Annotated in this window: 26 protein-coding genes; 9 read left to right on the top strand and 17 right to left on the bottom strand. The window is 69.1% G+C overall.

Annotated elements, in window-relative coordinates; all coding sequences use genetic code 11:
- Positions 1-78 precede the first annotated feature (78 nt).
- The gene (locus K0V08_RS11145; protein WP_079535076.1) at positions 79-1,059 is read right to left on the bottom strand and encodes a trypsin-like serine peptidase; all 981 of its coding nucleotides are present in this window, start codon (positions 1,057-1,059) and stop codon (positions 79-81) included.
- A gap of 221 nt (positions 1,060-1,280) precedes the next feature.
- Here K0V08_RS11145 and K0V08_RS11140 point away from each other — a divergent pair, with 221 nt between their 5' ends.
- Positions 1,281-1,475 (top strand): hypothetical protein, encoded by a 195-nt coding sequence (locus K0V08_RS11140; protein ID WP_128517034.1) that lies wholly within the window; start codon positions 1,281-1,283, stop codon positions 1,473-1,475.
- 1,667 nt (positions 1,476-3,142) lie between these two features.
- The gene (locus tag K0V08_RS11135; protein WP_094106673.1) at positions 3,143-3,550 is read left to right on the top strand and encodes a hypothetical protein; all 408 of its coding nucleotides are present in this window, start codon (positions 3,143-3,145) and stop codon (positions 3,548-3,550) included.
- A gap of 134 nt (positions 3,551-3,684) precedes the next feature.
- Here K0V08_RS11135 and K0V08_RS11130 read toward each other — a convergent pair whose 3' ends face one another.
- A complete protein-coding gene (locus tag K0V08_RS11130) occupies positions 3,685-3,849 on the bottom strand; it encodes a hypothetical protein (protein ID WP_153259449.1) in 165 nt (54 codons plus the stop codon).
- A gap of 1,112 nt (positions 3,850-4,961) precedes the next feature.
- Between K0V08_RS11130 and K0V08_RS16175 the strand changes: the two genes are divergently transcribed.
- From K0V08_RS16175 to K0V08_RS11115, 3 genes are all read left to right on the top strand, one after another.
- On the top strand, positions 4,962-5,186 hold the full coding sequence (locus K0V08_RS16175) for a transposase (RefSeq protein ID WP_079535081.1): 225 nt from the start codon (positions 4,962-4,964) through the stop codon (positions 5,184-5,186).
- 325 nt (positions 5,187-5,511) lie between these two features.
- On the top strand, positions 5,512-5,790 hold the full coding sequence (locus tag K0V08_RS11120; RefSeq protein WP_086503602.1) for a hypothetical protein: 279 nt from the start codon (positions 5,512-5,514) through the stop codon (positions 5,788-5,790).
- Between the two features lie 12 nt (positions 5,791-5,802).
- Positions 5,803-6,102, top strand: coding sequence for a hypothetical protein (locus K0V08_RS11115; protein ID WP_079535083.1), 300 nt, complete (start codon positions 5,803-5,805; stop codon positions 6,100-6,102).
- Between the two features lie 26 nt (positions 6,103-6,128).
- On the opposite strand, the gene K0V08_RS11110 is transcribed toward K0V08_RS11115, so the two are convergent.
- The 8 genes from K0V08_RS11110 to K0V08_RS11080 all read right to left on the bottom strand — a co-directional run bounded on the left by K0V08_RS11110 (position 6,129) and on the right by K0V08_RS11080 (position 12,857).
- A complete protein-coding gene (locus K0V08_RS11110) occupies positions 6,129-6,578 on the bottom strand; it encodes a glycoside hydrolase family 36 N-terminal domain-containing protein (RefSeq protein ID WP_160483886.1) in 450 nt (149 codons plus the stop codon).
- 385 nt (positions 6,579-6,963) lie between these two features.
- The gene (locus tag K0V08_RS11105) at positions 6,964-7,644 is read right to left on the bottom strand and encodes a substrate-binding domain-containing protein (RefSeq protein ID WP_080580214.1); all 681 of its coding nucleotides are present in this window, start codon (positions 7,642-7,644) and stop codon (positions 6,964-6,966) included.
- Complete coding sequence (locus K0V08_RS16170; RefSeq protein WP_086506664.1) at positions 7,604-7,969, bottom strand: LacI family DNA-binding transcriptional regulator; 366 nt, start codon at positions 7,967-7,969, stop codon at positions 7,604-7,606. The genes K0V08_RS11105 and K0V08_RS16170 overlap by 41 nt, the downstream gene beginning before the upstream one ends.
- Before the next feature lie 251 nt (positions 7,970-8,220).
- Positions 8,221-9,216 carry a LacI family DNA-binding transcriptional regulator gene (locus tag K0V08_RS11100; RefSeq protein ID WP_228510928.1) on the bottom strand — a complete coding sequence of 332 codons (996 nt, stop codon included), beginning with the start codon at positions 9,214-9,216 and terminating at the stop codon, positions 8,221-8,223.
- Positions 9,217-9,463: 247 nt separating this feature from the next.
- Positions 9,464-10,573: a Gfo/Idh/MocA family protein gene (locus K0V08_RS11095; RefSeq protein ID WP_094182700.1), complete on the bottom strand. Its 1,110-nt coding sequence runs from the start codon at positions 10,571-10,573 to the stop codon at positions 9,464-9,466.
- Positions 10,570-11,376, bottom strand: a complete 807-nt coding sequence (locus K0V08_RS11090; RefSeq protein ID WP_086503600.1) for a sugar phosphate isomerase/epimerase family protein — start codon at positions 11,374-11,376, stop codon at positions 10,570-10,572. Before K0V08_RS11090 ends, K0V08_RS11095 begins: the two co-directional genes overlap by 4 nt.
- Before the next feature lie 266 nt (positions 11,377-11,642).
- Entirely contained in the window at positions 11,643-12,395 is a 753-nt protein-coding gene (locus K0V08_RS11085) for a hypothetical protein (RefSeq protein ID WP_128516965.1), read from the bottom strand.
- Between the two features lie 72 nt (positions 12,396-12,467).
- Entirely contained in the window at positions 12,468-12,857 is a 390-nt protein-coding gene (locus tag K0V08_RS11080; RefSeq protein WP_079533794.1) for a DUF2510 domain-containing protein, read from the bottom strand.
- A gap of 162 nt (positions 12,858-13,019) precedes the next feature.
- On the opposite strand from K0V08_RS11080, the gene K0V08_RS11075 reads away from it, so the two are divergent.
- The 3 genes from K0V08_RS11075 (at position 13,020) to K0V08_RS11065 (ending at position 15,628) form a co-directional block, all read left to right on the top strand.
- Positions 13,020-13,475 carry a VOC family protein gene (locus tag K0V08_RS11075; RefSeq protein ID WP_158218999.1) on the top strand — a complete coding sequence of 152 codons (456 nt, stop codon included), beginning with the start codon at positions 13,020-13,022 and terminating at the stop codon, positions 13,473-13,475.
- Positions 13,476-13,481: 6 nt separating this feature from the next.
- Positions 13,482-14,384 carry a hypothetical protein gene (locus tag K0V08_RS11070; protein ID WP_128516966.1) on the top strand — a complete coding sequence of 301 codons (903 nt, stop codon included), beginning with the start codon at positions 13,482-13,484 and terminating at the stop codon, positions 14,382-14,384.
- Positions 14,385-14,578: 194 nt separating this feature from the next.
- Positions 14,579-15,628, top strand: coding sequence for an alpha/beta fold hydrolase (locus K0V08_RS11065; RefSeq protein WP_079533798.1), 1,050 nt, complete (start codon positions 14,579-14,581; stop codon positions 15,626-15,628).
- A gap of 19 nt (positions 15,629-15,647) precedes the next feature.
- Here K0V08_RS11065 and glsA read toward each other — a convergent pair whose 3' ends face one another.
- The 4 genes from glsA to K0V08_RS11045 all read right to left on the bottom strand — a co-directional run bounded on the left by glsA (position 15,648) and on the right by K0V08_RS11045 (position 20,140).
- The gene (gene glsA, locus K0V08_RS11060; protein ID WP_079533800.1) at positions 15,648-16,625 is read right to left on the bottom strand and encodes a glutaminase A; all 978 of its coding nucleotides are present in this window, start codon (positions 16,623-16,625) and stop codon (positions 15,648-15,650) included.
- Positions 16,626-16,881: 256 nt separating this feature from the next.
- Positions 16,882-17,127 (bottom strand): hypothetical protein, encoded by a 246-nt coding sequence (locus K0V08_RS11055; protein ID WP_079533802.1) that lies wholly within the window; start codon positions 17,125-17,127, stop codon positions 16,882-16,884.
- Complete coding sequence (locus K0V08_RS11050) at positions 17,124-18,890, bottom strand: RecQ family ATP-dependent DNA helicase (RefSeq protein ID WP_011931246.1); 1,767 nt, start codon at positions 18,888-18,890, stop codon at positions 17,124-17,126. The genes K0V08_RS11055 and K0V08_RS11050 overlap by 4 nt, the downstream gene beginning before the upstream one ends.
- 176 nt (positions 18,891-19,066) lie before the next feature.
- On the bottom strand, positions 19,067-20,140 hold the full coding sequence (locus tag K0V08_RS11045; protein ID WP_079533804.1) for a GTP-binding protein: 1,074 nt from the start codon (positions 20,138-20,140) through the stop codon (positions 19,067-19,069).
- A 44-nt stretch (positions 20,141-20,184) separates the two neighbouring features.
- On the opposite strand from K0V08_RS11045, the gene ykgO reads away from it, so the two are divergent.
- Positions 20,185-20,307 (top strand): type B 50S ribosomal protein L36, encoded by a 123-nt coding sequence (gene ykgO, locus K0V08_RS11040; protein WP_011931244.1) that lies wholly within the window; start codon positions 20,185-20,187, stop codon positions 20,305-20,307.
- A gap of 39 nt (positions 20,308-20,346) precedes the next feature.
- Here the strand turns inward: ykgO and K0V08_RS11035 are convergent, their stop codons facing one another.
- From K0V08_RS11035 to K0V08_RS11025, 3 genes are read right to left on the bottom strand one after another with little or no spacing between them, the layout of a single operon-like run.
- Positions 20,347-21,465: a sensor histidine kinase gene (locus K0V08_RS11035; RefSeq protein WP_079533806.1), complete on the bottom strand. Its 1,119-nt coding sequence runs from the start codon at positions 21,463-21,465 to the stop codon at positions 20,347-20,349.
- 7 nt (positions 21,466-21,472) lie between these two features.
- Positions 21,473-22,159: a response regulator gene (locus K0V08_RS11030; RefSeq protein ID WP_079533808.1), complete on the bottom strand. Its 687-nt coding sequence runs from the start codon at positions 22,157-22,159 to the stop codon at positions 21,473-21,475.
- Positions 22,156-24,423, bottom strand: coding sequence for a bifunctional lysylphosphatidylglycerol flippase/synthetase MprF (locus tag K0V08_RS11025; RefSeq protein ID WP_079533810.1), 2,268 nt, complete (start codon positions 24,421-24,423; stop codon positions 22,156-22,158). The genes K0V08_RS11030 and K0V08_RS11025 overlap by 4 nt, the downstream gene beginning before the upstream one ends.
- Positions 24,424-24,587: the final 164 nt, after the last annotated feature.

The raw sequence follows: 24,587 nt of genomic DNA, 5'->3' as shown, positions 1-24,587 counted from the left end.
CGAGCGTGGAAGTGCTCAAGCCCCGTACCAAAGCACTGCCACGCTCCGCATGCATGAATGGCCTATATGAGCAAGACCCTAGCGCCCCCAGGCGTCCACTGTTCGAAATACCTGGTATTCGGCATCCCCCCAGGGCGCAAACGTCATGATGCTATGTTCCCCTTGAGGAATAACGGAGCTCACAACCCCTACCTGCGTACCATTGACCCCCTTTCCTGATTCATGATAGACAGGCCCACCGGAGCCCCCGCCCACCATGACGCAGTCATTTATACTAAGAAGTGAAAATTGGGAAAAACGGCGGTACCCATTTCCCGAGCAGGTCAGAAGAGGATGGGACGTGAATCCTGAGACCTGTTCGTAACCAAATGCTTCGTAATGCAACCCCGTCTTTGCAAGACCAAAATTGGTAGCGGTCGCGCCAGCCCTATCGGCCAGGTATTGCTTGGCACCGAGCCAGGATCGCTGCGGCTTTAGCTGAACAAATCCTGCATCGTGCTGCTGGTCCTCCTGGTACCGCCAGGCTCTCGGGACCTGATAGTCGTTGGCGCCCCACGTCAAAAGCGGCTTGTTAGCCCCATCCCAAGCGGGAATGAACCGGAGGTTGGTACTAAATTCGCCCTTGTGATAGAGGCAGTGCCCGGCGGTTGCTATGACCAGCTTCGAGTCTGACTTGATGGACGACGCCGTACAAGAATAATCGATGCCGCCCGCGGTGTAGTAAAGTCGCCCGATCCAATACACGGGCTCGAAGACACTCGTGACCGCGCTAGCCCCGAGAGACGGACTTTGCTTCTGGGGCGTGACCGTCACCCCATCAGCGGGCACTGCCGCCGCAATTTTATCCGGAGTCCAGTAGTTTTCAGATTCTGCGGCATCTGCATCCGAAAAACTCATGCCCGTATCAGACGCACCGCTTTCAGGGACCGAGGCCGAGCTTGCGGCCCGAGCACTTTCCCCACCAATATCATGGGGCCCGCAAACCAGAACCAGCCCGATTCCAACGGACAACGCCGCCATAGACGCCGCATGCCTACGCTTCGGATATATCTTTTTCATTTGATCCCCTAAATCTCTAACGGATAGTATGGGTTTACTATGGGTATGCACGCGCATAGATCTGGATGCGCGGGCCACCGCCCGATGTTGATCATTACGTGACCGATTGGCGAACCATGCGATTTATCAACATCTCGAACCTTTGTAGTTCAGTGTGAGCAAGCGAGTGAAGCCCTAGACGCGATGCGCATGGTGAACCAGTTCGGAGCAGCGGCAACGGCTTGGCGCGCGACGCCGGCGCGGACCTCGTCCACCTCGAGGCGCGCTACTGGTGGATCCAGGTCGAGGACCGGCCCGTGCTCGGGTACGTGATGCGGCACCCCGCGGAGCTCGGGACCCGTTCACGTTCGAGGCCTACGCCGACGCCCGCGACGAGCTCGGGCAGCGGATCTGGCCTCGGCGTGAGGAGTCGTTGAACTTGGCGGCCGCGTGGATGATCCAGAACAGCGATCGCCTCATCTCGTTCGCGGGACAGCACGCGGCCGCGGCCTCCGACGTCGATGGGCCTCGCGAGCCCGGCGACGTCGGCGCCGATCGTCTACCCGGCGGGTACGAGGAGGCCGATCTGCACGGCCGCGATCGTCGGCTTCCCGCGGGGTGAAGTCGATGCTGCGGCCCGTGTAGGCGTCGGCCACGTGCCCCATAGCCACGATGCAGCCATCTCCCTCTCGACGTGAACGCCTCGTCTCGAGGAGGCATGTGCAGGAACCGCCCTGACGCTTCTACTTCCGACTAGCTTGTCCGCGAACCTCGCCGATCCCTAGAGGTCTCGTTAGTAGAAACTACAGCAATTTATGACGGGAGAATGATGAAACATTTTAAGATCTTGACGTCCGCGGCAGTCATGGGCGCTATAGCACTCGCACTCATGGCTCCAAGCGCGGCTAACGCGCGAACTTCGCCGGAGCGGAGTTCCGTACCTGTGGTCGTTGGCACGGAGGTGTGGGGCAAATGGAGCGGCCAAAACTGCACAGTTGGAGTCGTACTTCAGAAATCCGGCCTGTGGGCCGCGTTGTCTCCCAGTGAGCGGGGCGCTCGGTACGTGGTCATAGCAAAACACTGCGTTAGACGCACCACCGAGCCTATCGAGGTACGAACGGCGAACGGCACAGACGTCGAAGTAGGAAGCGTAGTTGCGCTGGCAGACCCCGACGACCTCGCCCTGGTCCGAATCGAGGGGTCACCACACGGGGCGCGGACCTGCTCTGCCACGTCCGGACACTTCATCTGCATGCCCTCGACGGTTTACTCCCCGCAAGCCTTCAACCGAGTATTCCTCCCCGGCTTCGCACCAGGGCATGAGACAACGCTACCGATGACCAGACAGGGCGTGCCGGGCCCGAGAGAAACGTTCTGCACAAGCGGTGCGGTTACACGATCCCTCTGCGAGTGGACCAGTACAAACGTACCGCCCGCATGGGTGCAGCACCATGTCTACGCCGCCGCCCACAGCACAGGCGCTAATCTATTGAAAGGGGACTCAGGCGGCGCGGTCGTCAGCCGGACGGGAGATTTTTACGGGATCGCGACGGACTCCGGGCTCTATGACTCCGACCATTCCAACATCGACATCATGGGATATACCGACGCCGCCCGCGTGCTTTCCGACTTCCGCGGATACCACATGGCACCAGCAAGCTAAAGGGCCCGCATAGCGCAGCACTGGCGGGTCGATCACCGGCCCGGAGCCGACGCAGTATGCCGAGCTCATCCAGGCGCAGCCCCGCATCACCTTCGCTCCCGGAGACTTCCGCTACTGGTTCGGCGGGTGAGCGTGGACCATCTCCAGAGCATGATCCGACAGGCGGAGCAGCGGCAGCGCGCGGCCGTGCAGAAGTACAACCAGGCAGCCCGGTAGTACAACCAGGCGGTGCAAAAGAGCGCCGACGAGCACAACCGCGAAGTGCATGCTCACAACGCACGCCTCTTAAGCCGCAGCTGACCCTTCCTACGATGCGAGGCGGAGTACGCCTCCCCGCTCCGTGGCGGCCAGCCGACGGCGGTGCTGGTCCAAGCTCGTACGCTTGCCGACGAGCGCGGCCGGGCGCTCCCACCCGATCGCATCGACGGAGAAGAGCACCCGGTGAGCAGGGTCAAGAGCAAGCTCGACGGCATCGACAGCCTCGTGCGCAGCACAGGACAGCACCCGTTGGCGCACCTCCAGGCCGGCTACTGGCGGATCCAGGTCGAAGACCGTCCTGTGCTCGGGTACGTGATCCGGCACCGGGCGGAGCTCGGAGACCCGTTCACCTTCGACGTTTACGCCGACGCCCGCAACGACCAGGGCCGACGCATCTGGATCCGCCGCGAGCCCTCGCTGGACACGGCCGTGGCGTGGATGGTGCAGCACAGCGCCGAGCTGATCGCGTTCGCGGCGCGCTCGCGCTCAGGTAGCCGGGGGCCGGCGGAGACGACGGCCGCGGAACATGCCTCCGCCGACGTCGACCAGGCCCGGGAGCTCGGCCATGTAGAGCGCGGCCAGTTCGGGTGACGCGGCCGTCGCGTGGATCGTCACGCGCCGGGCGTCCGCGACGGGCAACAGGAGGATGTGGAGCGCGCGGCCGCGGCCTATTCCGTGTGCTGCCGCGATGTCGTTACTGATGTGCCACCCGGTGCGGGTCCAGATCACGCGAGTACCCCGACGACGCGCTTGCGCGCCTCGGCAGAACTCTCGACGCGCACGACGCCGACGAGCATCCCGCCCGGCTCCCACAGGTAGTAGAGATGTGGGGCAGAAGCGGCGTCGTGGCGGCCGGCAGCCGCCACGACGCCGCCTACGAATACATGCACGTTTCCGGACCGTTTAACAGCTGAGCGCGTAAAAGCTCCCAATCAACGACGGCGACCAAAGAACGTTTCAGGAAGGCGCGAGGGCATATGTGCCCGCGTCTTCGAAAAATTGAACAATACGCGTGTACTTCATGATAGTAAAGCTTGGCCCGGTAGACGTCTCGCCGGCTATACCGTATATCCGAGCGTCTGGTGAGGAGACGGGTGCCCCGGAATCTCCGGGGAAGATAAGTGTGTCACCCCGCGCTGCTACCTCTCCGCGATGCTGATCACCGAAGCGAGGAAGCCATGGCGTCGATGTGAACTCACAAGACTCTCCACTACTTTTACCGCTGATGCAGAAGATCTCGTTATCACCAGGGGCACCTGTGCCAGCGACGGGAGTCGATTGGAGGCTCCTGTACCGGAGTGTGGACATGAGGATGCGGCCCACTGCTCGAGGAGTGTATGTCTGGGTTCCGGAGCAATGGAAGCCACTACTAGTGGGAGCGCATATAGGCTGGCCGTGTATCTCCGGGTCGATTTTGACGAGTTCAAGGTCGGCTGCCGGATCAACCCAGGAGACTACGCCAACGCGTCGGCCCCCTACAGAGACTACTGAGTTCAAGGTTCCGCAATGCTCGGCAGTCACCACGTAACGAGTCGCTCTTTGATAGGCGGAGATGTTTCTGAACATTCCAGTCCTTACAACAACTGCACCGGCAGTGCAATTCCCGTGGGGGGAACTGTAACTCAGTGCCAGCTACAATTGGTAGAACAATACGCTGTCGATCGATCGCCGATGCGGCGGCGGCGGGAAGAATGACCGCGCAAAGGCAAGTAATTGCGGCAACTGCTGCAAGATGCGGGTTTAGCATTCGCGTGTATTATTTCGATGCGCGAGTTCTATACCTAGACAAAATGTACCTATCTATGGAAACGGTTTACGGTTCGACATAAAGGGCGTCAGCGTACATCGTGTGATTCCCGTGTTGACTGCTGAGTACACAGCCACCCAACGGGCCAGCCATAGTGCGTGTCTCCTATCCCCTTGGGTGATCGTGTTGCAGGGTGGGGTCGCGTCGGGTGCGTGGAAGTTGTCGGATTCTTAACTGGAGCGGAGCGCGTCGTAGATGCCGGTAGCGTCGCCGGGGGGCGGTCATCAGTTCGGTGATCACCGCTTGGTGGTCGTGGGGATCATCTGGCGATACCGGACCGGCGTGCCGTGGCGGGATGTCCCGATCGAGTTCGGCCCCTGGCAGACGATCGGGAAACGGTGTGACAGGTTCCGCCGCAAGGGCACCTGCAAGTGGTGGGGGTGTGGCCAATCGCGGCCCACTTCCCACCGACCCTGCTGAGCACGAATGTGGCAATGAGAATGCGATGCCGCTGAGGAAGATCCACAGGGGCGTGTACGGCAATAGCACGCCCTGGGGCGGAGGAGATCACGGTCAGGAGCGTTTCCGCCTGTGCACAACTCACTTAGGACCGTCTGACGGATGCCTAGCGCGCACGGAACATCACGCAACCTTCCACCCATCCGTCGGCATGAACCGCGCCGTCCTCCCACCGGAGTCCCTGCGCACGCCTCGCATCATGGATCGGACGAGGTTCATCGTGTCCATCGCATCAATCACCCCTACGTCAGGTCCTCGCTGTTGCCACCGGCGACTCTGTTCCCGCGTGATGGCGATCGCGACGATGTTGGCGGTCATCAGCGCCGTCGTCATCGCTCCCGCATCCGCCGAGGCCGCCACCAAGCCTTCCTCGGTCGAGACCATCGCGGCCTCTCTGAAGGCCGACACGATCATCTCCGACATCACGACAGGGAAGCTCTCGGTGGATCAGCTCCTCGACGCCGACCTAGCCGCCTGGCCAGGCGATGGGTCCACGGCCACAACCCCGACCCGGGATCAGGTGAAAAAGGAGATGACCTCGGAGGTCCAATCGGTCAAGGACTAGGGCGATCTCCAGGTGGCCCAGGACATCGACGTCACGGCATCCAATGACGGACGTGTCTCCGCGTCGGCCAGCATGCCCGGCTCGTCCTTTTTCTCCTTCAAGCACCTCTTCAAGCACTGGGCGACCATCACACTCGACGGTAGGGTCGCGAAGATCATCGTCGGAACTCAGGCCGCGGTCGCTACGGCCTTCATCTGCGCGACTCCCGGTGTTGGCGCGCTGATGTGCGGCCTCACCGCCGCCATAATCGGCGTCATAGTGGGCATCTACCTCAACTGGCCGCCCTGCCGAGGGATGACCATCTATATTTAGATCTCGGATGTGAACAACACCCACTGTTAGCGGAGCAAGATCGCCGATCCTGCCGGGACGGAGCGCGTCCGGTGGCCGTGGCGACCCTCCCGGACCCGAGCGCCGACATCGAACGACGCTCGTTGCGGCACCCTCTCCTTGGCCCACCGGCCAGCGAGGTCCAGGATCTCCTCGGCGCGAGCCGGCCCGGGGAAGGCGAGGTCGAGTCCGTCCAGGACATAGGGCTCCCCCGAGAGGCTGGTCACCGACGCGCGCGCCCGCAGCAGCCCCGTCGGGAGCAGCTCGAGTATCAGGCCCAGCCGGAGATCGGTGATGAGGTCGACGGCGCTGACGCTCAGGCCCCCACCTCCCCGCGCGTGCTGCTCCACCGACGAGTCCGTGGGCACGAACTGGGGAGACCACTGCTCTCCCATGCGGTGCCCCCGGAGCCCCGGCGTGCCCGTCCAACCCGTCCACGCCTCGGGCGGCAGCGCCACCCGCGGAGGGACGTCCACGCCGTTGGCTGCATTCGGAGCCGTCGTGGCTCGGATCAGCTCGCCCAGGACCGAGTCGGGCACCGGACCGATCTCGCGCCCCAGTGGACGATGCGGGGCAGGGCGTCGACAGGGAGCTCGACGACGACCGATACACCCGCCGTCGTGAGATGCACGAGGCGCCCGGTCGTCATGCGCTCCATCGCGTCCGGGTCGTGCGTGAGGGGTGGAGTCACGGCCACGGGGCCACTCCTTCGTGGATCCTGGCAGGAAGTCCTGCAAACGTTGGTCAGAACTTTGACATGCCCCCCCGTGCGGGCTGCAAACGTAGGTCAGGAGCGACTCACCTAAGGCGTTTGTCGGCCAAGTGACGGTGCTTCAGGACCGCTTAGCGCGGTGGAGCTGTAGTCTCACGCAGAACCAGATGGGGTAGCGCGGTGTCGTCCGCAGGACGGTCACCTGTAGTCATCCACTCCCGCAGTAGCCCGAAGGTTCGCCGTCCGAGGTCACCGAAGTCCTGTCTCACGGTAGACAGCGCCGGCCGCCACATCGCCGCAAACGGCTGATCATCGAACCCCATCACACTGACCTCACGAGACACGTCTATGCCCTTCGAGGCGAGACACCGCAGTATGCCGATGGCGAGTTCATCGTTGCCGCAGAGAACGGCTGTAGCACGAGCATCGAGACCATCAACGACGGCCAGGCCTGACGCGGGATCGTACTTTGCCCGCACGACGTCAGGCACGTAGGCCCCGGCGACCTCGAGTGTTCGACGCCAGCCCCACTCGCGCCCGCTTCGCTCCCGCGTCGCCGGGATCGCTACGTGATGAACCGTCTTATGTCCAAGGTCGAGGAGGTGCTGTGTGTCAAGGCGGCTTCCTTCGAAGTCGTCGAGATAGGCATGAGGACGAGCCTCAACGTTCTTTGGCGCCCCGGAGGCTGCTACGACTGGAAGCGTCTCAGGTAATGCGGACAACGTCGCCGCCCCGACTGCGTCAAAGTCGATCACGATGGCACCCGCGACGCTACGTGTGACGACCGAGTCGACCGCGCGGGTAAGTTCCATTGGGATTATCTGACTCGGCAACAGCAATCATCACCGTGTAGCCGGCTGCACGAGCCGCCTCCTCGATGCCCTGCAGAGTCGCAGCAAAGCCCCACCTGAGAGTGTTGGCTGCTAGGACAGCCACCATGGTCGACCGGCCGCTGACTAGTGCCTGGGCGGCGGCATTGGGCCTGTAGTCGAGTTCGGCGACAGCCCTCTCGACCCGATCCCGAGTCACCGGATGAACAGGAGTTCGCCCAGTCAGGACGCGGGAGACGGTGGACAGGCTCACGCCCGAGAGTTCAGCAACGTCAGCTAAGACCGCAGGACGCGCCAGGCCATTCATGCCTGAAGCTTATGACCCGCGCGGCCAATTAGCTGATCCGGACAGAGCCGACGCCCTGATCACCGCCAGTCACCGTCACCCGCGAGGTGGCCGAACCCGCACTACCCGGGTTCGTGCAGGCCCTGCAAAGCGCGGCGTGGCCTCGGGGGGCAGGTGAGCGCTTCCGGCACCCTCGCTCTGTCCCAAGAGCCGGCCTAAGTAATGAGCACAAACGGCACTAGAAGACGCTCCATTGGCTGTCGATCAGTAGATCAATGCGGGCGGGGAGCAGCGGTACTCTTTCTCACCACGAGCGTTGGAGGGATCTGCCGTCGTACGGGCTCCTGACCGGCCATCGACGACAGCAACGTTTCGATTGCGCTACTACCCAGTGTCATGAAGTCCTGTCTAATAGTGGTGAGCGCCGGGATGAAGTGGTCTGCGCCGGCGATATCGTCGAAGCCGACGAGGGAGACATCGTCTGGGGCAGACAGGCCCAGTTCCGCGAGAGCTGCGAGAACCCCCAATGCCATCAGGTCGTTACCGGCAAAGATTGCCGTCGGCAATCCATCTGAGCTACGGGCGAGCTCCATGGCGCCCCGGTAGCCACTCTCTGCGGTGAAATCTCCTTCGAGTAGCTGCTGAGGCAGAGAGGGAGAGCATGCGAGCTCGTCCCGCCAACCTTGCACTCGAGCGGCGGCGTCGAAGGTTTCAAAGTTACCCGCGAGATGCGTGATGCGCTCATGGCCGAGGTCTCGCAAATGCCGGACCGCCAAGCGCGCGCCGAGTTCCTGATCGAGTTCCACGAAGCTGATCCGGGGATTTAAGACGCTGCCCGACATGACGACACTCATTGGAATATCGGCAACAACGTCAGAGAGTGCGTCGACGGCTACCTGACGGGCTGCGATCACAGCTACGCCTTCTACGGATTGATCCGTCAGACGGCGCACCATCTCCGCCAGGTCAGACGCCGCCCCGCCTTGCCAACTTGCCAAGTTGATCTCGTACCCGGCCGCTCGTGCCGTGGTCTCGATGCCGAGAAGCACGCGAGGGAGCTCATAAAGGCCAGACCCTGCCATTACGACGCCGATGGTTGACGACCGCTTGCTCTTCAAGGCACGGGCGACCGTGTTGCGGCGGTATCCAAGCTGCGCGATTGCGGCTTCGACGCGGGCGCGAGTCTCCGGTCGGACGGATGGATGGCCGTTCAGCACGCGGCTAACTGTGACGTGCGAGACACCTGCGACCTGTGCGACATCCACCATTCCTGGTGCTCGACCCATGACCTGGACTCCCACTCTGGACGGTTCTCGCTGTTCGCTGATCGTCCCACAGCTCGAGCTCGTCGAGGGCACGCTCGTACGATAGATGTCGACCTACATAGCTGCACGGGGCCTGGTGGCGTCGAGGAGCCGTTCCCCGTGCGGACGGCGAACGGCCCCGCATCCACGGGGGATGCGGGGCCGTAGGGTCGAGCCGCGAGCGGGTCGAGCGGGTCGAGCGGATCCGGCGCTACAGCGTCGCCGCCGCCGGGTCCCAGTCCTCGGCCAGCGGCGTCGGCTTCGCGACGCTCGACGCGACCTCCACGACCTCGCGGCTGTCGGCCGCGTCGCGGATCGCGAGCAGCACGTCGAGCACGTGCGCCGCGACCTCGCCGGACGCGCGCACCGGGTCGCCGCCGCGGATGCTGCGCGCCAGGTCCAGCACGCCGGATCCCCGGCCGTACGTGGATCCAGCCGCCGTCAGCGTCTCCGGCCCCTCCTGCCCGAAGCGCCACAGCTGGCTGTCGCCCTCGAACGTGTTCGGGTCGGGGAGCACGATGGTGCCCTCGCTGCCCGAGATCTCGACGAAGCCCATGCGCGGCAGCGCGTTCTGGAAGCTGAACGTCGACTGCGCCGACTGCCCGCCCGCGAACGAGATGAGCGCCGCGTGGTGCGTCGGCACCTCCACCGGGAAGTCGGTGCCCGCGCGGGGTCCGCTGCCGATGGTGCGCGTGGTGCGCGAGGTCGAGGAGACCGCGCTCACCGTCTCCGCCGCGCCGAACGCGTGCACGAGCGTGGTGACGTAGTACGGGCCCATGTCGAACAGGGGTCCGGCGCCGCGCGCGAACAGGAACTCGGGGTTCGGGTGCCAGGCGTCCGGGCCGGGCACGTGGAACAGCGTCGTCGCCGTGAGCGGCTCGCCGATGTCGCCGCGGGCGATGGCGCGCATGGCCGACTGGATCCCCGCGCCGAGCACGGTGTCGGGCGCGCACGCGACCTGCACGCCGGCGGCACGCGCCGCCTCGAGCAGGTCCTGGCCGGACTCGTGGTCCAGCGCCAGCGGCTTCTCGCTCCACACGTGCTTGCCGGCCGCGACGATCCGCCGGCCGACCTCCGCGTGCGTGGCCGGGAGCGTGAGGTTCACGACGATCTCGATCTCGTCCATCGCGAGCAGATCGTCGACGGTGCCGTGGTTCGGCACGCCGTGCTCCTCGGCGCGCGAGCGGGCGCGGCCGAGGTCGATGTCGGCGACGAACAGGACCTCGAGGTCCGGCATCGCCGTCATGTTCTCGAGATACGTGCCCGAGATGACGCCCGCGCCGATGACGCCGACGCCGACGCGGCCGGTGCCGCCGGTCACTTGTCGTTCTCCTGCAGCCAGGCGTACGATGCCGCGATGCCGTCGAACACGTCGCCGGCGTAGTCGTCGAACTCGACGACGCGCAGCGCGTGGGGAGCGGCCGCGAGCACGGCGGCGACGTCGACGTCGCCCTGGCCGGCGGGCTCCTGCATCTTGAAGGCCTGCGCGAGCTCAGGCGGCACGACGAGCGCGGACTCGGCGCTCGGCAGCACCTTGGCGATCGCGTCGGAGATCTTGCCGTCCTTCACGTGCAGGAACCGCACGCGGTCACCGAGCTGCTCCAGGAGGGCGGGCGTGTCCATGCCGCCCACGGTCGACCAGAACGCATCGAGCTCGAGCACGACGTCCGCGTCCAGGCGCTCGACGAACAGCTCGTAGACGGGGCGTCCATCGACCTTGTTCGCGAACTCCCACTGGTGGTTGTGGTACCCGAAGGCGAGCCCGCGCGCGGCGGCCTGCACCTGCAGCTCGTTGACCCGGTCGGCGATCCGGTGCGCGTCGTCGGCGGTCTGCCAGCGCTCGGAGGGGATGAAGGGGTCGATGACCGTGCGGATCCCGAGCTTCGCGGCGGCGTCGAACGTGCGGGCGGCCTGGTCGTCGTCGCCGTCGATGACGGGCGCGTGGCCGGAGGGCGCGGTGACGCCGGACGCGGCGAACGCGGCGGCGAACTCGTCGGCGCGCTCGACGAACGCGTACGGCTCGACCTGCGTGTAGCCGATCTCGGCGACGCGGGCGACGGCGCCCTGCAGGTCCGCGGAGACAGCGTCGCGGACCGTGTAGAGCTGGACGGAGGGGGCGGTCATGGTCGCTCCTTTCAGGAGGTGACTGGTGGCCCGACGGCCACCGCACGCTCCCGCCGTCGCGTACGACGGCTGAGCCACGATGCCCGCAGGGTGTTCCGGCGCGAGACGCGCCGTGATGTCAAACCTACCGGTGGTCGGGGTCCGGATCCCAGGGGGGCGGGCGGCGGATCCTGGTCGGTATCGGACGCTGGTGCCAGGCGATCAACCCCTGATGACCAGCATGTCGTCGCCGTGGTCACCGCCCGAGCGGGTCACGCATCGGCTCCTTACTGCCTCTTCCAGGTTCCGCAACGGTTGGAGCTGAACGAGTAGTCACTCGCGCGAATGGTCACCTCGGCACGGAGGGCGCTTCCGATGAAGTTATTGTCGATAATTTCTCCGGCACCGTCCGTGCGCTCCCAATAGCAACCATTCAGGGCCCCCTCGGTTGCATACGTTCCCGGTTGCACCTCCTGGCCAACGCGCTTGACTCCTGATCCGAACGCCGTCCCGTCTGCGAGAGCGGCCGCTTCCGCTAGTGATGAATCGACTTTCGCCCGTATCTCGCCCGCTTTCGGGTGATCAGGGCAGATGCTCAGTGCCCCGTAGAGTTCCTTCGCTTGACTCTCGCTGTATGCGGTCATGCTCCCATAGGAGCTGGACCCGAGTGCCCCGCAGATACTGTCGAGAACTCCAAGCTCGTCGACGCCACTCACAGCGCCGGAAGCGACAGCAGACTTCTGCTCATCACTAAAGAAGTCACCTTTTCTCTCGTCCTCACGGCAGCCGCTGAATGATATGGTCGATTTCCAGGCTTCGCGGAAGTTCACGAATTCATGGGACCGTGACGCAAAGTCAAGACACGACAACGACCATGTATATGGGACCTTAGGTACACCCACATTCGTCTTCCCGTTCCTAACCGACTGCACTGCGGTGCGAATCGTCGCCGCATCGCTTAACGGCATCTTCTCGAGTTCCCCAACGGCCTCTTTCAGCGCGGTAACCGTTGCTTCAGGTGCATAGCCAAGGTCGCCCATGAGGAATGCCCGCGCGTCATCAAGCGTCTCCTGCCGATCGACGAGCGCGTCGTCGCGAGCTTCGACAGCGAGTCAAGCCGCTCGTACCTCGATCTCTCGAGCGGCCGCCTGCTCACGATGGCTCGTTTCCACACCGTTGATGACCGTTGGAATAATTAGTGCGGCGAGAACCACAGCGACCAGGCCCGCAGTGATCCATCGCCCCCGCACCATCCTGATGAAGGAAGAGACGCTGGACGCGGACGTAAGCGGCCCGGTATCGGACTGCCGTCCGGCGACCAGCGCGCTGGAACTTTGTAGGTGCGCGTTGCCTTTGTTCTCATCCTGGCGCGGGAAGTCCGGTGCCATGTTCGGAGTCACCGCGACTCGTCGTCGATCGCCCGTCCATCGAGACCCGTTCCAAAACACTTCAAATTCGGGTTCAGCTTGATCAGGGAACCAGCCGGGGGCGCTCGAGCTCATCCACTCATCATCTCTGTCGCCTCCAGGCACGGGAAGACCCCTTCCGGGGGCGTCATGGACGCCACCCCTCGATTTGAAAGCTCGTCGCCTTTCAACCCCTGGTCGTGTCGGACGCCGGTGCGAGGCTGGCGTCAACGCTCGACGACGAGAGAAGGAACGCGCATGAGGATCCGGCAGACGATCGTGGTGCTCGACGCACCTGACCTGGCCGCGGAGAGCGCCTTCTGGGCCGGGCTCCTCGAGGGCGAGGTGCACGCGGAGGACGACTGGCACAGCGTCCGCGTCGACGGCGAGTGGCGGATCGGGATCCAGCTCGCCCCCGACTTCGAGCCGCCCGTGTGGCCGGGCGATGGCCCGCGGCAGCAGCAGCAGATCCACCTGGACTTCTACGTCGACGACCTCGCCGAGGGCCGCGAGCGCGTGCTCGCCCTCGGCGGCCGCCTGCTCCAGCCCGCGGCGGACCCGACCGCGGCCGACCGCTTCGACGTGTACGCGGATCCGGCGGGGCACCCGTTCTGCCTGTGCGTGTCGGGCGGGGAACGAAAGACGCGTAGGAACGGAGACGGCTACATTCTCAGAAGCGCACGTTCGTCACCACGGCGTCAGACAAGGCGATGAACACACATGAGGACATATTGCAAACTCGAGCGCCGTATTCAGCCCCCGGTCTCGCTGTCGGCATCAGAGGTCACGGCCAGCAACCTGCGAGATGTCCGGTTCTCGCTCACCAACTCCTCATGGCTTCCCTCTGATCCGCTGACCCTGGACAACATCCGGGACATTCTGAACCTGGCGCGCGCATCGGAGAAGGCGCTTCGCGCCGTGAGCCCCGACGAGCGGGTGGAAAAGTTGCAGGAAGCCGTGCAGCTTCACCCGTGGCAGGTCTCGCTCGCGAACAATGTTCTCGATCTCCTCCTGCAGATACGGCACGGCAATCTCCAGTTGGCTGATCTGGTACCCGATCAGCTGCTGCCCGTCAACGACGCGCATACCGGCTGTTGGGGGTTGATCATCGTGGACCGCAGCGCGGTCCACGTGCGGATCAGGTCCTCGGACGTCTCAGCCCTCCGCGCTGCGACGGAAGGATTGCTCGCCGCCCTTCGCATCAATCAGTGGACCCAGTCCACAGCAGGTACAGACGGCCCGGCATCCACACACCGTCACATGTTCCATATAGACGAGGCCCACGAGCACGTCATCCAGTCCAACCGCGCTGACGGCCAAGAGGCCATCGGACACGTCCATGTCCTCTCTCGCCTGGGTCTCGTCGCCTATTCCGCATCTCGCGGTCCTGCCTTGGCATTGTGGATCGTCACGGCGGCGTTGGCGGTCATTTCCGCGGCTCTCGCCGCAGGACACTTCGGTGGCACAGATCCCGGCTGGCTCAGCAATTGGACTCACACGACGCTGGATCGCGTCTTCACTGGAGCCCTAGGAGCAGCACTCGTGGCCAGCGTGACGGGCGCGCAACTACTGCAGGATGCGCGTCGTCAGGGAACCCGACGCGTCCTCATACGCTGGACGTGAAAGGCGCGCCCGCGTGCCAGCGTCGAAGGCGATGCTGCACGAAGTGCCCGATCTCATGCGAATGAGATGATGGCCCTCACATGGGAGGGTCGGACGTGCTAGATGTCGCCGGCAGTGCCCGGCTCCTCGCCGCTCGCGTCCATCGATTTGCGTCTTGCAGCCGGAATCCACCCGTCCGCCGCAGGAGGCACCGCATGACCCAGCACGGCCGCCCCGCCACGACCGTCCGCGTCACGCGCCTCGTGCACCGCGGCCTCACGGTGCGGATCAGCACCCTCGGCAGCCCCGACGGCCGCGCGTTCGTGCTCGTGCCCGGCATCGGCGTGAGCTCCGACTACTTCGAGCGCCTCGCGCCGCGCCTCGACGGGCACGGCACCGTGCACGCCCTCGACCTGCCGGGGTTCGCGGGCGTGCGCCACCCCGGGCGGGCGCTCCAGATCCGCGAGTACGCCGACCTCGTGGGCGCCGCGATCGACGAGCTCGGCCTCGACGACCCTGTGCTGGTCGGCCACTCCATGGGCACGCAGATGGTGGCGGATCTCGCGGCCAGGCGCCCCGGGATCAGCACGCTCGTCATGATCAGCCCGGTGGTGGATCCGGCCGCGCGCTCGGTGCCGGTGGCCGCCGTGCGGTTCCTGCGGTCGTCGCTGCACGAGCCCCGCCGGATCCAGGTGCTCGCCATCCGCGCCTACCTCGTCTGCGGCGTGCGCTGGTTCCTCCGCGTGCTGCCGCGCATGATGTCGTTCCCGATCGAGGCGCGCCTGCCCGGCATCCGCGCGAGCGCCCTCGTGATCCGCGGGGAGCACGACGCCGTCGTCCCGCGCGCGTGGGTGGAGGAGATGGGACGGCTGCTGCCGCGCGCGCGGGTGTGGGAGATCCCCGGCGCCGCCCACTCGGTGATGCACGACCACGCCGACGAGGTCGCCCGCCTCTGCCTCGCCCACCTCGAACGACCGCCGGCCGAGGGCTCCTCGACCGAGGACTCGTCCGCCCAGCTGCGGCGGTTCCCGGTGGGCGAGGGGGAGCGGGACGAGGAGCACGCGGACTTCGCGCCCACGTTCCGCGACTCGATCCGGGCGTTGCGCGCGCAGGTGGTCGAGGGCATCGCGATCCGCCGCGACGACGACGCCGCGATCGGCCGCGCCAAGACCGCGCACGCGGAGGCGATGGCGGATGCGGCGGAGCGGGCCCGGCGGCGACAGGCGTGGAGCGTTCCCGGGGGGCGGACCGGAACGCGCCGCTAGCCCGAGCCGGGGATCCGCGTCACGCGCGTTCGCGCCCGCCCGTGCCGCCGAACGCGTGCAGCCCCAGCTCGTCCGCGAGCCGCTGCGCGAGCACCGCGCCGCGCACGCTCGTGCCCTGGTCGTCGAGCGGCGGGCTGAAGACGGCGGCGCCGAGGCGACCGGGCGACGCGAGGACGATGGCGCCGGACACGCTCGACTTAGCGGGCACGCCGACCCGCCGCATCCACCGGCCGGAGCCGTCGTAGACGCCGCACGTGGCCATGACCGAGACCGAGTCCCGGGCGACCTCCCGCGAGACCACGCGTGACCCGGTCAGCGGGTTACGGCCACCGCACGCGAGCGTCGCGCCCATGGCCGCGAGGATCTCCGGCGTCACGAGCACCGCGCACGCCCGCGCATAGGCGGCCACCGCGTCGTCGGCCGAGACGTGCAGCGTGCCCTCCGAGCGCATGAGGTGGGCGAGCGCGTGGTTGCGGTCGCCGAGGAGCTGCTCGCACTCGGCGACGTCCTCGTCGACCTCGAGGTCGTGGCCGGCGAAGGCGCTGAGTCCCGCGAGGATCCGCGCGGTGCGCTCCTCGAGGGTGGACCCGCGCACCAGGCTCGCCGTGAGGATCGCCCCCGCGTTGACCATCGGGTTCGGCGGTCGGCCGGTGCCGCTCTCCAGCTTGATGGCGTCGAACGCCTCGCCCGTCGGCTCGATGCCCACCGCGTCGAGCGCGGCGCCGTCGGTGTCGGCGAGCGCCAGCGCGAAGAGGAACGGCTTCACCGCCGACTGGATGGAGAAGGCGTGCGCGCTGTCCCCGGCCGCGTGCGTGCGGCCGTCGGGCGTGACGAGCGCGATGCCGGCGAGCGACGGATCCGTCTCCGCGAGCTGCGGGATGCTGTCGTCGACCTGCCCGCCGACCTCGTCGGCGACCGACGCGAGCAGCCGGTCGAGATCGAGCGCGTGGGCGGGGTCGTGCGCCGCGTCGTGCGAGGCGGATCCGGGAGCGGTCATGCCTCGAGCCTGCCAGCGCGGACGGCCGCCGACCCGGGAGCGCCGCGGACATGGATCCCGCCGTGACCGCGATTCCGCGGAAGAGGGTGTGGCCCGGCCTCCGTGCACGGAGGGCCGGGCGGTCGGACCCTCTCCCCCGAGAGGCCGACGCTGCGCGAGGACGTCCCACCCGAAGGGCTCGTCCCGCTGATTGACAACGTAGGCCAACGGAGAACTGCATGCATCTGCATCGACGTTCCGCGGCTAGTCCACCCGGTCAGCCGACGGTGTCGCGCGTGTCCGTCCCGGCCTCATGCGCGCGCCGCGCGTCCCGGGAGACGAGCCGCTGGAAGAGCACCGCGAGCACGGCGATCCCGACCGGGATCCACCCCCGCGGGTTCCCGACCACCAGCCCGGCGACGCCCGCGAGCCCGATGGCGATCGCGGTGCCGTACGTGATCCAGCGGCTGCGGTGGAGGAAGGAGAGGTGTATGAGCCCACCCTCGCAGACGCCCTCGCTCACGCCGGCTGCAGCAGCCGCCCCTCCTCCACCAGCTTCCGCGACAGCACGCGGTACCCCTCGCTCTCGAAGAAGACGGTGATCCGGTCCTCCTCCGTGCTCATGACCGTGCCCGGCCCCCACTCCGCGTGCGTGACCCGCGACTGCGCGGGGAACGCCTCGTCCGAGGCGGCGGCAGCGGCGGGATCGGCAGCGCCCGTCCCCATCGCCTCCTCGTGCGCGTCCTCCGCGTCGAGCCGGTCGCACGCGTCGCAGTTCCCGCAGCGCTCCGGGGACTCCTCGCCGAAGTACCCGAGCAGGAACTGGCGGCGGCACTGCGGCGTCTCCGCGTAGCCGCGCATCATGTCGAGCCGCGAGACCTCGATGCGCTCGCGCTCCTGCGCGACGTGCTTGCCGCGTGCGGCGGCCTCGCGCGGATCCAGCTCCTCGCGCACGAACGCGCCGTCGCGATCGGATCCGAGCACGCCCGCATCCACGAGGAGGTTGAGCACGCCGCCAACGGTGCGCGCCGACATCCCCGCGCGCTCGGCGACCGCGGCCGGCCGCACCGGACCGTCGACGCCCGCCACCGCGACGGCCGCGTACACGTCGCGGAGGCTCGCCGGCCGGGGAGTGCGCGCCGTGAAGAAGCGGCGGAGGCCGAGGTCCTCGGCGCGATAGTGCAGGATCCCGACGGCCGGCTCCCCGTCGCGGCCCGCGCGCCCGACCTCCTGGTAGTACGCGTCCACCGACTCGGGCGGCGCCGCGTGGATCACGTACCGCACGGTCGGCTTGTCGATGCCCATGCCGAACGCGCTCGTGGCGACCACCACGTCCACGTCGTCCTCGTGGAACGCGGTCTGCACGCGATCCCGCTCGGCCGCCGCGAGGCCCGCGTGGTACGCGTCGACCCGGAGGCCGGCCGCGCGGATCTCGTCGGCGTAGTCCTCGGCGTCCTTGCGCGTCGCGACGTAGACGAGGCCCGGCTGCGTCTGCTCCACGACGTGCGCGACGATCGCGCGCCGCTTCTCGGCCTCCTCGGTGTGCCGCCGCACCTCGAGCCGGATGTTCGGCCGGTCGAAGCCCGAGGACAGCACGAACGGGTCGCGCAGCCCCAGCCGCTCCGCGACCTCGGTGCGGATGGGCGTGGATCCGGTCGCCGTCATCGCGACGGTCGGCGGGTGCCCGAGCGCGTCGATCACGCCGCCGAGCCCGAGGTAGTCGGGCCGGAAGTCGTGGCCCCACGACGCGACGCAGTGCGCCTCGTCGATCACCACGAGCGACACCCCGCGCGCCACCAGTCGCGCGACGACCTCGTCGCGGGCCAGCTGCTCGGGCGTGAGGAACACGATCCGGGCGCCCGGCTCCTCGACGGTCGCCCACGCCTCGTCGAGCGCCGCCCCGCGGATCGTGCTGTTGATCACGCGCGCGGGCGGCGCGGCGGGCGCGTCCTCGAGGTTCTGCACCTGGTCGGCCTGCAGCGCGATGAGCGGCGAGACGACCACGGTGAGGCCCTCCATCAGCACGGTGGCGACCTGGTAGATCGCGGACTTGCCGTACCCCGTGGGCATCACGACGAGCGCGTCGCGGCCGCGGACGAGCGGCCCGATCGTGCGCACCTGTCCGTCGTGCAGCTCGTCCCAGCCGAAGGACTCGCGCGCGACCCGGAGCGCGTCCTCGGGCTCGGGGCCTGGCGTGGGCTCCGGGACGATGGCCGGGTCCTCGGCGGCGGGCCGGTCATCGGCCGGGCGGTCATCGGCCGTTCGATCGTGCGCGGTGCGGGTCATGGTGCGGGTGGTGCGGGTCGTGCCCGCCGCGGTGCGGTTCTGCTTCACCTCCCCACTGAACGCCGGGCGCCGAGCAGTGACCAGGCGCGCGCATCCCCTCTCGGCTGGCCGTCACGCTCCCCGGCGGCCGGGCGCGCCGCGCCGGGGACCGGGAGCGTGCCGGCCCCGCGGCGCCCTCAGCCCGCGTCCACCCGGGGGAACGGATCCGCGTACCCGACCCACGCCGCCGGCCCCGCCGCGAGCTCCTCCCCCGTCAGCACGGCCCGCCCGATCGCCCGCCGCAGCACGGCCGGCCGCAGCCCCACGCCGAAGAACGCGATCTCCGTGCCGTGCGGCGCGCCCGCCTGCCACGGGTCGATCCCGGTCGGCTGGAGGGTCAGCATGGATCCCACGCTCGACCACCCACCCACCTCGCCCGGCCGCGACGCGAGCGACACGAAGCCCTTGGAGCGCAGCACGAGGCCCGCGCGGTCGGGCCGCAGCTCCTCCTCCACCGCGAGCGCGAGCCGTGCGGGGTGCAGCGGCCGCGGGTCGCTCACGACGACGGATCCCACGGGCCCGCCCAGCCGGTCGACCTCCCCCGTCCGCGACGCGACGCCGGCCGCCGTGAGCTCGCGCATCCACCCGGCCGAGGCCGCGAGCCCTGCCACGTCGCCCCAGCGCGGCAGCCGGTCGAGCGCGAGGGGCCTGCGGGCGTCCAGCACGGCGGCGCGGGGCGCGAGCCGACGGACGAGCGCGAGCAGCGTGCCGCGCGACTCCAGCGGCACGCGCGCCATGCCGGTCAGCACCACGACGGTCGCGTACTCGACGAGGTCGGCGAGCGTCTCGGCCTCGTCGAACGCGTCCTCCACCCGGCCGAAGGCGATCGAGTGCAGCCGGTCGGCGGCCACGACCGAGACGACGTGGCGCAGCCCGAAGCCGGATCCCGTCCCGCCGAGCGAACGCTGCAGCTCGTGCTCGCGGCGCAGCAGCAGGTCGAGCTGCATCCCGGTCGCGCGAGCGCCGGCGGTCGCGGGGATCCCCACCACGGCCTCGACGCCTGGCCCGCGCTCGGCGAGGTCGTCGAGGAACCGCGCGATGGGCTCGACCGGATCCGCCTCCTCGGGCGGCAGCACGAGCAGCGTCCCGGCGATGTCGTCGACGGCGTCCCGCAGCACGGAGCGCAGGCCGGATCCCTCGCCCACGACGAGGAAGACGCCCGACGGCGGCTGCGGGTACACGGGGAGCGGGAGGTGGTCGCGGGCGGGCATGCCGCTAGTCTATTGAGAACCGTTCTCGTGAAAGGACCATCCCTATGAAGGTGCGCAACTCGATCAAGGCCCTGAAGAAGCTCCCCGGCGCGCAGGTCGTGCGCCGTCGCGGCCGCGTCTTCGTCATCAACAAGCAGAACCCGCGGAACAAGGCGCGGCAGGGCTGAGGCGCGCGGCGCCGTCCGCGCCCGACGTGACGACGCGCCTCAGAGCGGGAACCGCAGCCGCAGCAGGTGGGATCCGTCGGGCCGCGTCCCGGCCGTGAGGCTCCCGCCCAGCAGCTGGGCTCGCTCGCGCAGTCCGGTGAGCCCGTGCCGCCCGCTCGGCAGGTCGAGCAGCGGGAGCGTCGCCCGGCCCGCCTCGACCTCGAGCACGACGTGGCCCGCGTCCAGCCGTCCGGTGATGCGCACGTCCGCGCCGGTCGCGTGCTTGCGCGCGTTGGTGAGGCCCTCCTGCACCGTGCGGTAGACGGCGCGCTGGGCGGCCGCGGGGAGGTCGGCGGGGAGGTCGAGGTCGGTCGTCGCGCGGATCCCGCTGGCCGCCACGAGCGCCGGCACGTCCCGGAGCGTCGGCTGCGGCGCGAGCTCCCGCCGCTCGCCGCCCGCAGCGCGCAGCACCTCGACCATGCCGCGGAGCTCCTCCAGCGTCACCGTGCTGAGCCCGCGGATCGTGCGCGCGGCCTCCCGCGAGCGCTCGTCGGCCGCGCCCACCTGCAGTGCGCCGGCCTGCACGGCGATGAGGCTGACCTGGTGCGACACCACGTCGTGCATCTCCCGCGCCAGCACCGCGCGCTCCCGGGCGAGCGCGACCTCCGCGGCCTGCCGCTGCCCGAGGGTCTGCGCCTCCCGCAGCTCGCGCAGCTGCGCCGCGGCCGTCCGCCGCTCCCGGAGGAAGGCCCCGAGGAGCGCCGGCCCGACCGTGTAGAGCGTCGCGTCCACCAGCGGCTCGACCACCGACTGCAGGTCCTCGGGCGGCGTGATGGGCAGCAGGTACGCGAGGACGGACACGCCGCTCGCGACGCCCACGCGCCAGCGCGCGGCGCGCGAGAGGCCGAGGTCGAAGAGGGCGACCACGAGCGGCACGTACGCGATCCCGATGTAGAAGGCCGGCATCGCGGCGAGGAGGCTGAGCCACGGCCAGCGCCGGCGCAGCAGCAGGCCGACGCACGCGACGACGCCGGCGACCGCGTCCCACGGCGACTCGGCGGTGGAGAGGAACGTGTACGAGGCCGCCGTGGCGATGCCGGCCACGAGGAGGTCGACGAGCGCCGCCCGGATCCGGTCGGCGCCGGTCGTGGTCACCGCGTCGGCCCCGCTCACGCGCATCGCCCGCTCACCTGCGGGGCACGAGCCCGGCGCGGTCGGCGACGACGGCCGCCTCCACGCGCGTGCCGACGCCGAGCGCCTGGACGATCGAGCTGACCGTCTCCTTCACCGTGCCGAGCGTGAGCCCGCACTCCGCGACGATCTCCGCGTTGGACAGGCCGCGCGCGAGCGCCTTCAGCACGATCGTCTCGCGGTCCCCGAGCCGGGCGACGCGCGCCCGGGCCGCGTCGTCCTCGAGCGAGCGGAAGAGCCGGCCGGGCCGGAGGCCGGGCGCGAGCACGATGCCGCCGGACGCGAGCGTGAGCACGTGCCGGGCGAGCTGCTCGGGATCCGTGTCCTTGAGGAGGAAGCCCGACGCCCCGCGGTGCAGGGCCTCGAGCACCTGGTCGTCGGTGTCGAACGTCGTGAGCATGGCGACGGCGGGTGGCCGGGGCTCGGCCATCAGCTCGGCGAGGATCGCGAGGCCGTCGGGCGCGGGCATCCGGATGTCGAGGAGCACCACGTCGGGCGCGTGCTCCCGCACGGTCGCGACGGCCGTGTCGCTCGAGACGGCCGCGCGGACGGCGATGCGCGGGCTGGCGCCGAGCACCATGGCGATGCCGGAGCGCACGAGCGACTCGTCGTCGATCACGACGACGCTCACGACGGGTCCGGCCTCGGAGATGCCGTCGCCCGCGCCGGGTCCGTCGCTCACGCGTCCCGCCTCCCGCCGGTGGATCCGCCGCCGTCGCCGGTCGCGGCGCCGCGGTCCCCCGCATGGCCGAGGCTAGCGCCCCGTGCCGCGCGCCCGGCCGCCCTGCCGGCCCGGCGCCCGGCACGGGCCTCACCCCGCGCCGCCCGCAGCGCGCCCACCAGCTGCCGGATCCGCAGGGTCGGCACGTACGCGGCCGTCAGCGCGCGACCGATCGGCGCGAGGTCCGCCGCCGTGGGGCAGGCGAGCCAGAGCGTCTCGTAGCGCGGGTCGAACTTGGACTTGAAGCGCAGCAGCGAGGTGAAGCCGTAGGACGGCTCGAGCACGCGGCCGGTCGCCTGGAGCAGGCGCGCCACGACCCGATCCACCGCGCCGGCCGGCCGTGTCGCCCCGACACCCGCGAGCGGCGTCCCGGAGAGGCTGAGCGTCTCGAGCCCCTCCTCCTGGAAGGCGCGCGCGGCGGTCGCGATGAGGAACTCCATCACGCCGGGCATGGGGTCGGCGCCGCGGCGCATCACATCGAGCGTGCGGCCGACGAGGCGCCCCTCGCGGAAGACCGGCAGCCAGCTGGTGACGCCGTGCACGCGGCCGGCGGCGTCGACCGCGAGCAGCATCCGGACCTCGGGGTCGTCGAGCTCGCGCAGGCCGCCGAGCGTGAAGCCCATCTCGGGCAGCGCCTTCGCGTCGGCCCAGTCGTCGCTCAGGGCGTCGACGGCGGCGCGGAGGTCGTCGGGCAGGCCGCGGTAGGTCCCCCACAGCGCGTCGACCCCGTCGCGAGCGGCGCGGTTGGTCGCCGTCCGGAGGTCCTGGCGGCGCTTGCCCGAGGTGGAGAAGCCGGGGAGGTCGATCACGGCCTCCTCCGCGACCGGCGTCACGCTCCAGCCGAGCTCGGCGAAGACCGGCAGGTGGCGCGAGTGGATGCTGTAGAAGGCCGGCACGAGGCCGCGGGCCGAGCAGTGCCGGGCGAAGGCGCGGATCGTCGCGGGCGCGTCGCCAGCCGAGGCGAGCGGATCCGAGACCGTCAGCGCCACCCCGTGCGCCGCGCGGTAGGCGACGGCGCCGAGGACGGCCGGGTCGCCGTCGTCGCCGTCGTCGCCGGCGAACCAGTGGCTGCTGCCCGTCCACGTGCCCATGAAGCCGAGGGATCCGGCGTCCGAGCGCATCAGCTGCGCGAGGACGCGGTCGCGCCCGGCCGAGCGCCCGTCGGCGACCGCGCGTGCTGCGAACGAGCGCCGCCGCACCACGAGCACGACGAGCGCGGCCGCCGGCAGGAGCCAGGTCGTCAGCACCAGCAGGGGCAGCTCGAGGTCGACCCAGGAGTCGATCGGGAACGCGAACCAGTCCTCGGCGAGCGGGATCACCGTGTAGTACCAGCCGAGCAGCCCGGTGACGAGCAGCAGCGCGGCGATCCCGAGCACGAGGCCGAGCCGACGGCCCCGAAGGAGGAGCGCGACGGCGACGATGAGGACGCACAGCACCGCGACCGTGGGGCCGGGATCGAGCAGCGAGCCCATGGCGCTCAGCACGCCGATCGCGTCGCCCGAGACGGCGGCGATCCACCAGCTCAGCGTGACCGTGCCGAGCACGGTCGCGGCGACCACGCGGGCGCTCGACGCCGCCCGGTCGTGCCAGGCAGGACGGGCGGAGAGCGGCACGAGGATCCGCCCGAGCCCGAGCCCGATGAGGAGCGCCACGCCGCGCGTGAGGTCGACGCCGTGGCCCCCCGCGAGCAGCCCCGCGAGGACGGCCGCGAGGACAGCTGCGCGGAGGCCGTCGCGGTGGGCCGGCGCGAGCCCGCGGCTGGCGGCGGCGGCCACCGCGACCAGCACGACGGACGGCGCCCACAGCCGGTCGGCCGCGTCGAGCTGCGAGTAGAGGTCGCCGAGCGCGACGCCCGCGGCGAGGAGGAGGGAGGCGACGGCGACGGGTGCCAGCGAGCCGAGCGCGGCGACGAGCGCGGTGCGGAGGATCCCGATGCGGCTCTCGGACCAGGCCAGCACCATCACGGTGACGGCGATGCCGATCGCGGTGGCGGCCGGGTGCGCGAGCTCGCCGAGGCCCGCCATGAGCCCGATCCACGCGCTGCCGCCGAGCACCGCGGCGATCGCGAGCGGGTGGCGGACCACGGCGCGGCCGACGGCGCGGAGCGCACCGCGAGCACCCGGTGCGGTGGCGTCGACGGGCCCGGAGGTGCCCTGCGTCGGCGGTCGATCCGCGGGGTCGGCGGGGAGCGCTCGGGCGGCGGGGGCGAGCGTCGGGTGCGTCACGTCCCCAGTGTGCGCAGCGTGGGCGCGCCGGAGCATCCACCGGGGGATCCGATCGGTCCGACCATCGGCTGGGACCTCCCGCCGATCGGCTGGGCCCGGAGGACCGCTCCCGTCGACGCCGCGACGGAGACGCGAAGAGGCCCCCGGTTGAACCCGGGGGCCTC

It is taken from the genome of Clavibacter michiganensis (genome assembly GCF_021216655.1).
GTDB classification, from domain to species: Bacteria; Actinomycetota; Actinomycetes; order Actinomycetales; family Microbacteriaceae; genus Clavibacter; species Clavibacter michiganensis.
Note: the sequence above shows the minus strand (reverse complement) of the source record. Positions and strands in the feature narration are given on the sequence as shown.